The sequence below is a fragment of the Acetatifactor sp. genome, assembly GCF_982438285.1.
The window spans coordinates 1-6727 of record NZ_CEWDFQ010000165.1 but is presented as its reverse complement, the minus strand read 5'-3'; the positions used below and the strand labels follow the sequence as shown (position 1 = coordinate 6727).

At 48.1% G+C, this 6727-nt stretch carries 8 protein-coding genes; 2 read left to right on the top strand and 6 right to left on the bottom strand.

Going from position 1 to position 6727, the window contains the following annotated elements; genetic code table 11:
* Nucleotides 1-412, bottom strand: a 412-nt coding sequence (locus AC1WIP_RS09305) for a hypothetical protein (protein WP_481141581.1), incomplete at its 3' end; no start/stop codon positions are given.
* A 307-nt stretch (nt 413-719) separates the two neighbouring features.
* Here AC1WIP_RS09305 and AC1WIP_RS09300 point away from each other — a divergent pair.
* Entirely contained in the window at nt 720-935 is a 216-nt protein-coding gene (locus AC1WIP_RS09300; protein ID WP_103240592.1) for a cold-shock protein, read from the top strand.
* 321 nt (nt 936-1256) lie between these two features.
* Nucleotides 1257-1817, top strand: a complete 561-nt coding sequence (locus AC1WIP_RS09295; protein WP_481141580.1) for a manganese efflux pump MntP — start codon at nt 1257-1259, stop codon at nt 1815-1817.
* On the opposite strand, the gene AC1WIP_RS09290 is transcribed toward AC1WIP_RS09295, so the two are convergent.
* From AC1WIP_RS09290 to AC1WIP_RS09270, 5 genes are all read right to left on the bottom strand, one after another.
* Nucleotides 1814-2950: a glycoside hydrolase family 88/105 protein gene (locus AC1WIP_RS09290; RefSeq protein WP_481141582.1), complete on the bottom strand. Its 1137-nt coding sequence runs from the start codon at nt 2948-2950 to the stop codon at nt 1814-1816. The genes AC1WIP_RS09295 and AC1WIP_RS09290 overlap by 4 nt on opposite strands.
* Nucleotides 2951-3072: 122 nt before the next feature.
* Nucleotides 3073-4644 (bottom strand): putative ABC exporter domain-containing protein, encoded by a 1572-nt coding sequence (locus tag AC1WIP_RS09285; protein ID WP_481141579.1) that lies wholly within the window; start codon nt 4642-4644, stop codon nt 3073-3075.
* A 1-nt stretch (nt 4645) separates the two neighbouring features.
* Nucleotides 4646-5359 (bottom strand): ABC transporter ATP-binding protein, encoded by a 714-nt coding sequence (locus AC1WIP_RS09280; RefSeq protein ID WP_481141578.1) that lies wholly within the window; start codon nt 5357-5359, stop codon nt 4646-4648.
* Between the two features lie 51 nt (nt 5360-5410).
* Nucleotides 5411-6262, bottom strand: a complete 852-nt coding sequence (locus AC1WIP_RS09275) for a TraX family protein (protein ID WP_481141577.1) — start codon at nt 6260-6262, stop codon at nt 5411-5413.
* A 173-nt stretch (nt 6263-6435) separates the two neighbouring features.
* Nucleotides 6436-6727, bottom strand: a 292-nt coding sequence (locus AC1WIP_RS09270) for a winged helix-turn-helix domain-containing protein (protein ID WP_481141576.1), incomplete at its 5' end; no start/stop codon positions are given.

Genomic DNA, 6727 nt, shown 5'->3' with positions numbered 1-6727 from the left:
CCATAGGATATAATTTTGTAATTTTTCCTGACGCAGGCGCATACACCATTCCCTTTTGCGCCTGAATCACTGCGCCTCTGCGGCTTCCCTCATAAAAAAAGCTTACTTCTCCGGCGCAGGGGCTTCCAATGGCCCAGCCCCTGGGAATTACCTTCTCCACCGTTTTATTTTTCCGCTCCTGGAAAACAAACCGCGTGCGGGGCCCTTCTTCTTTCACCGTCTCACGGCCCTCTCCTGCCAAAGCCGCTTCCTGGACAAATCTTTCCTCACCTGTCTGTTCCCCGAGCCGCCCGTCGCCTTCTTCCTCCGTCTCCGCCAGCTTCCAGCGCAGGCTTCTCCCCACCCAGAAGCCCGCCATCAAGGACACCATTGTAATTGCCACGATCATAAACATACTGACTGTAATGTACATTCCGCTCTATACGCCTGCCGCCGCAGACCTTTTCCTCCGTTTTGCTTTTTTCATACTTTCTGCAAAAAGCCGGAAATTATTCATAAAAATCCACTAATTATAATTTATAAAAAAATCATTGACATTGCGACAAATACAGTGGTATACTCTACTCGTATTCTAAATGAAAGTCATTGAACTCACATATTTTTGTAAGTCATTGCTACTTTGATGATGGTTTACAAAAATATGTGATTTTTTTGCACTACGTTTTAGAATCACCAACACTAAAACGGGCTTGGCCTGCACAATAAAAGGAGGTACCAAAATGAACAACGGTACAGTAAAATGGTTTAATGCACAGAAAGGTTATGGCTTCATTACCAATGACGCCACTGGAGAGGAAGTATTCGTACACTTCTCCGCAATCAATGCTGAGGGCTTTAAGTCCCTGGAGGAAGGCCAGAAGGTTACCTTCGACACCGAATGCGATCCTCAGAACAGCAGCAAAATCCGTGCTACCAATGTCACTGTAGTGGCTTAATATGCACCGTCAGGCGCACAGCAAAACCGGTATGGCTTTCGTCATACCGGTTTTCGTTTTCCCATTTTTTACAAATCTTCTTCTTGACAAAAAATATCAATTAGAGTATCATGTAAAAACTGAGATGAATAAACACTGTGAGGGAGTAGTTGACAGCCCCCGGCTGTGGTAGTATCAACATAATGATGATTTCATCTGGTATTACCGAAGCAGTTTTTTTTGCGATAATGAGACTCACGGACAAGGGTATTTTTCATACCTGTTGTCCGTGAGTTTTTTTATCGGTTCTTCTCAAATCAATGTCAGACTAAGGAGAATATTATGAGTTTACTGAGTCTTTTTGTCATTGCAGTGGGCCTGTCCATGGACGCCTTTGCGGTATCCATCTGCAAGGGACTGGCCATGAAGGAGGTAACCCTAAAGAAAGCCGGAATTGTAGGCCTGTGGTTCGGAGGGTTTCAGGCGCTGATGCCCCTGATCGGATACCTGCTGGGCAGCCAGTTTGAACGCTACATCACTTCCGTGGACCACTGGATCGCCTTTGTCCTTTTGTGCCTTATCGGAGGCTCTATGATCAAGGAGGCTCTCTCTAAAGAAGAGGAATGCGCCAACGCTTCCCTGGATGTCAAAACCATGCTCTTACTTGCCGTGGCCACCAGCATAGACGCGCTGGCGGTGGGCATCACCTTCGCCTTCCTGCAGGTGGACATTGCAGCTGCCATTTCCCTGATCGGCGTGATCACCTTTGTCCTCTCTTTCGTCGGCGTAAAGGTGGGAAATGTATTCGGAATCAAATACAAAGCAAAGGCAGAACTGGCCGGAGGCATTATTTTAATCCTTATGGGACTTAAGATTCTTTTAGAGCATCTGGGGATTCTTTAATTCCCCAGACGCCGCATTTCCGTATAAGCTAAGAGCAGGGGGCCTACTCCCTTTGCGTCATCCTCCACAACGGGCTCGGACATATAGTACTCAAAGCTTCCATCCCGCCTGGTATTGTCTGCCGGTCCAAGGCCGGCCACCAGACAGATGCCTCCCAGGCTTAAGCTGCCGTCCTTTTCCTTCAGGTATTTATCGCAGATGCCATGGAAGGCCTTCAGTCCGTATGCCCGGTAGGACTCCGGCAAGAAGCCCAGACGCACGCCCTTTAACAGGGAATATGCCATAATGGCGCTGCCGCTTGTCTCCAGATAATTGGGTTCCTTCCCGCCCAGGGCAGGCAGCTGATACCAAAGACCGCTCTCATCCTGGAACTTAAGCATGGAGTCCGTAAGATCCACAAACACCTGCTTGAGATTATCATAATCCTTCTGGCAGCTTTCGTCCGGCTCACATTTGTCCAGGGTATCCAGCAAGGCCATTGAATACCATCCGAGAGCTCTCAGCCAGAAATTCTGAGACAATCCTGTCTCCTTGTCGCACCAGAAGATTTCCTTGGACGCGTCATAGCCGTGATAATAAAGTCCGGTCTTTTCATCCCGCATCCTCTTTACCACGGTGGCAAACTGACCGAAGATATCCTGATAATTCTTTTTTCCGTTAAACTTTGTCTCATACTCCATATAAAAGGGCTGTCCCATATACATACCGTCCAGCCATACCTGATTGGGGTATATCTTTTTGTGCCAGAAATTGCCCTCCCAGGTTCTGGGCTGGTTCTGCACCTGACTGTAAATCAAATCAATGGCCTTGCGGTATTTTTCCTTTCCGTTAAGCGCATACAGGGCAAACAGGGTTTTTCCCGCGTTCACATTGTCTATATTGTACTCCTCCACGGAATACCCCTTTATTGTGCCATCCTCATTCACTCTGTGATCAATAAAGGCATCGGCAAATTCATAGTATTTCTGTTCCCCTGTAGCCTGGTAGATTTCCAGAAGCGCCAGTATCATGCAGCCGTCTATGTAATTCCAGCCCACAGCCTTCCCTTCCTTTGCCTTCTCAATATTCCAGGCCGGAATATCCAGAGTACTTTTTTCAATCAATTCATCGATATACTTCTCAAAAATAGGCATTTGCATGCAACTTTCCCTCCAATCAGTTTTGTAACCTCTTACAATCACAATTTTACACGCAAATGCCCGCTGCGTCAATGAACAATTCCCCAGACAGTTCTTTCCCTTTCAGGCGCTCCTCTTCAGGCCGTCTCCAGCTTATAGAAATTCAGAGCTGCCGCCAGCATAAACAGGACGGTAGCCAGTGTCAAAAATACGATCATAAGGAAATAAGCCAGGTTGAGGCCCCCTGCAAGGAATCCCACAAAGGCTCCCAAAAAAGCGAATCCAATTACAATTCCCTGTATGAAAAGCTGAAACAGCTGCCTGCCCACTCTGCCCAGAATATTTCCGGTGAGCGCTTCCGCCACAGCAAGCGCATACAGCTTATTGGCGCTTAACACCACGTAAAACACCACACAGAGAGCCGCCGTAATGGGCGACATCCCCATCACCACAGCTCCCGGCAGCGTAAGCAGCAGGCCATTGATCAATGCCTGTATATGCTGTATGGCCGTGGCATACCACAGCTTGCGGAAGGCTGTATCCGGTATCAGATAAGTATAGGGAGAGGATATCTCCTTTGCCCATTTTCCGCTCAAGGTGGTAAAAATAAAAATCACATAGGCAGAGACACCCGGAATGATAAAGGGCGTAAGCTCTCCCATGCCGCCCTCGGCAAGATACAAATACGCAATTAACACTCCTGCTATCAGCGCTGCCCCAGTATTTAGGTCAAAAATAAAGAACCTGCTTTTGCGATATTCCAAAAGCTGCCTGTAAAACAATGCTTTTGCGCCTGTTCCCTTATAGGTCACCCTGGCCGTGCCGTACCTGGTCCGCTTTCCAAGCCTCTTATCGGTTCTGCCCTCCCTGCGGCTTACTAAAACCTCCTCGTAGTCATCCGCAAATTTCATGGCGTCCTCAAAGTACGCTCCCGTGCACCGCATGCGAAACGCCGCCCAGAGAACCGCCGCCAAAAGAATCAGATAGGCCGCCGTCCCAGCCAGATTCACCGCTGTGGGCCCAGTGAAAATCAGATGCACCACTGCAATATACCATCCGGCAATGGGAACCAGCTGCACCAGATCACTGTTTAAAAAGCTTAAAACGCTGGCAAGACTCAGCCCCTGAGTGATATAAAAATAAATGCCAATCAGCACAAAAAGCCCCACAATCGCATAGGCAGCCTTTACCACAGCCTGGCGTGCCTTAGAGCTTTTCCACTCAGTGCCGTAGAGCAGAAGCATTATGCCCCCCTCCAGCACATTCTCCACAAAAATAGAGAAAACAAAATATACCGTCACCTGCAGCCATCCCGCATGAAAGAGAAGGGCTCCCAGCACTGCCACTGCCAAATTCAAGACAGTCTGTATGGCAAGATTTTTCAAATGAGCGTACAGAAGAATCTTTTTCGGCGTCACAGGCGATGAAAACAGAAAATGCACATCGCTTTTTCGGTAGATCAATCCCTTCCTTTTGGCATAGGCAATGAGATTTCCCGGTATCACCCAGAAGGCAAAAGCAGTCAAAACTGCAGCCATCCAGGATGGGGAATCCATCCCATACTCCTGCAGCATAACCTGCAGGGAAAAAGGAACCATCACTGCATACAACAGCACAAAAAACACATAGAGATATGTGATCGGCTTTTTTAAAGCCACTTTTATGCGATTTACAAAAATCCGCCGGTATAAATAGAAAATCGCTCCCATGTCAGTCCACCCTGTCCTCTTCTTTTCCGGAGCCGGTTACCTGGAAGAACAATTCCTCCAGATCCTCGTCCCCCACTTCCTCTCTGGTATAGGTTCCCAGAATATGCCCCTTATCCATCACAAAGGTCACATCCCACAGCTCCTTGACCATCTCCAGCATATGAGTGCTGATCAGCACAGTGCTGCCGCTGTCCCGAAGCTCCCGCACCACCTGCTTGAGCTCCTTGATGGCTGCAGGGTCTAAGCCCACCATGGGTTCATCCAGAAGAATTACCCTGGGGGAAACCAAAAGGGCACAGCAGATGCTGACCTTCTGCATCATACCCTTGGACAGCTCATTTCCCAGCTTATCCTGCTTGTCCAAAAGCTCAAATCTCTCCAGAAGCCTTTCCGTCTCCTGGTCTCCCACGTCCAGCCCATAGGCCCTTTTGATAAATTCCATATGCTCCCGCACCGTCAGCGCCTCGTACATGCTGGGAATCTCCGGTACATAGGCAAAAGCACGCTTGGCCTCCATATCCCGGGAGCTGAGCCCCTGAATGCGGATACTCCCCTCAAAGCGCAGCAGCCCGGCAATGCTTTTGATTACGGTGGATTTTCCAGCTCCGTTGGGACCCAGAAGAATGCCCACCCTTCCATCCGGCACCCGAAAGCTCACTTTGTCCACCGCCAGTGTGGAACCGTATTTTTTTGATAATTGAATCACTTCCAGCATATTTTCCCTCCTTAAATATTCCTTCCTCCCGGAATTTATCCGACAGTTTCCTTACGCTACCGCATAGCCCGCTATACCCAGCAAAAGACATACACCGTAAATCAGCAAAAGATGCAGCGGATAAAACAGATAAAAAATGTATTTCAGCTTAAGTCCCCTCTGCCCGTTATAAAAACCGATGGGAAGAAAAGCAAGGGGCGCCGTGACCTCCCAGAGAAAGACCACACAGCCTGCCGCAATCTGGGCCGCCTTTTTCTTTCTGAAGGCATACATCACTGTAATGCACAGCACTCCGATGGCCGCATAATCCGTCTGGAGCGCTTCCGCCGCCACACAGCAGACCAAAAGGGCAGCCGCCGACAAAAACAGCTTTACCGCCAGATTTGGGGCTTTCCCGGAAAAGAACTGCGCCTTCCATATCTTATCGTATGCAATCATGGCAAGCAGTCCCAAAAACAGGGTAAAAAATACATTTTGGTAGGAAAACTCCAATATCCTTGCATTAAACGCCAGATCAAAGGGAATCTCCGAGATCAGGGCAAAAATTCCCAGACGCAGTGCATATTTTTTCACATCATGGGTTTTTTGAAAGCCCTCTATGAGCAGGAAGCAGAAAATAGGGAAAGCAATTCTCCCTATCATCCTCATAGCCGTATAGGATAGGTATAAAACTGCGTTTTCCTCAAGCCACAGAATCAGGTCTGCCACATTTTGCGAGAGCGCCGCCTCCATATAACCGCTTGCCATCAAAAACCGTCCCAGCAAGGCAGCTCCCACATGATCGATAAACATAGTGACAATGGCAATGATCTTTAAGGTGCTTCCGCTGATTCCTCTCTTCCTTGTATCAGGTGCAGGCAAAACAGCTTTTCCTGCCTGTTCATTGAGCTGTAAACTATCCATAGACAATCTCCTTTAACTATTGTTGTATTAGTCAATTAATACAATAATATAAATGATATCATTTGTCAATCACTGAATCCGAACGTTACGTTTTTTTAACGTGCAAAACCACTGTCCGAAGAAAAATTTTTTCACGCAGAAAAAAAGACAGGTCCGAAAACCTGTCTCCTTCCTTATCCCACCTTGTAGCCATTCCCCCACACAACCTTGAGGTAACGGGGCTCCCTGGGATTTGCCTCTATCTTTTCTCTGATGTGCCGGATATGTACCGCAATGGTATTATCCGCTCCGATGGCCCTCATATGCCATATGCTCTCATAAATCTGGCTTATGGACAAAACCCTTCCCCGCTGCTGCACCAGAAGGCGCAGAATATTGTACTCGATGGGGGTAAGCTTTACCTCCCGTCCCTCCACGGTAACCGTCCGGCGCATATCGTTGATTTCCAGCCCGTCTACCTTATAA

Coding starts and splice junctions, on each gene's coding strand:
- AC1WIP_RS09300 (WP_103240592.1), top strand. CDS start 720: ATGAACAACGGTACAGTAAAATGGTTTAATGCACAGAAAGGTTATGGC.
- AC1WIP_RS09280 (WP_481141578.1), bottom strand. CDS start 5,359: ATGCTGGAAGTGATTCAATTATCAAAAAAATACGGTTCCACACTGGCG.
- AC1WIP_RS09285 (WP_481141579.1), bottom strand. CDS start 4,644: ATGGGAGCGATTTTCTATTTATACCGGCGGATTTTTGTAAATCGCATA.
- AC1WIP_RS09290 (WP_481141582.1), bottom strand. CDS start 2,950: ATGCCTATTTTTGAGAAGTATATCGATGAATTGATTGAAAAAAGTACT.
- AC1WIP_RS09275 (WP_481141577.1), bottom strand. CDS start 6,262: ATGGATAGTTTACAGCTCAATGAACAGGCAGGAAAAGCTGTTTTGCCT.
- AC1WIP_RS09295 (WP_481141580.1), top strand. CDS start 1,257: ATGAGTTTACTGAGTCTTTTTGTCATTGCAGTGGGCCTGTCCATGGAC.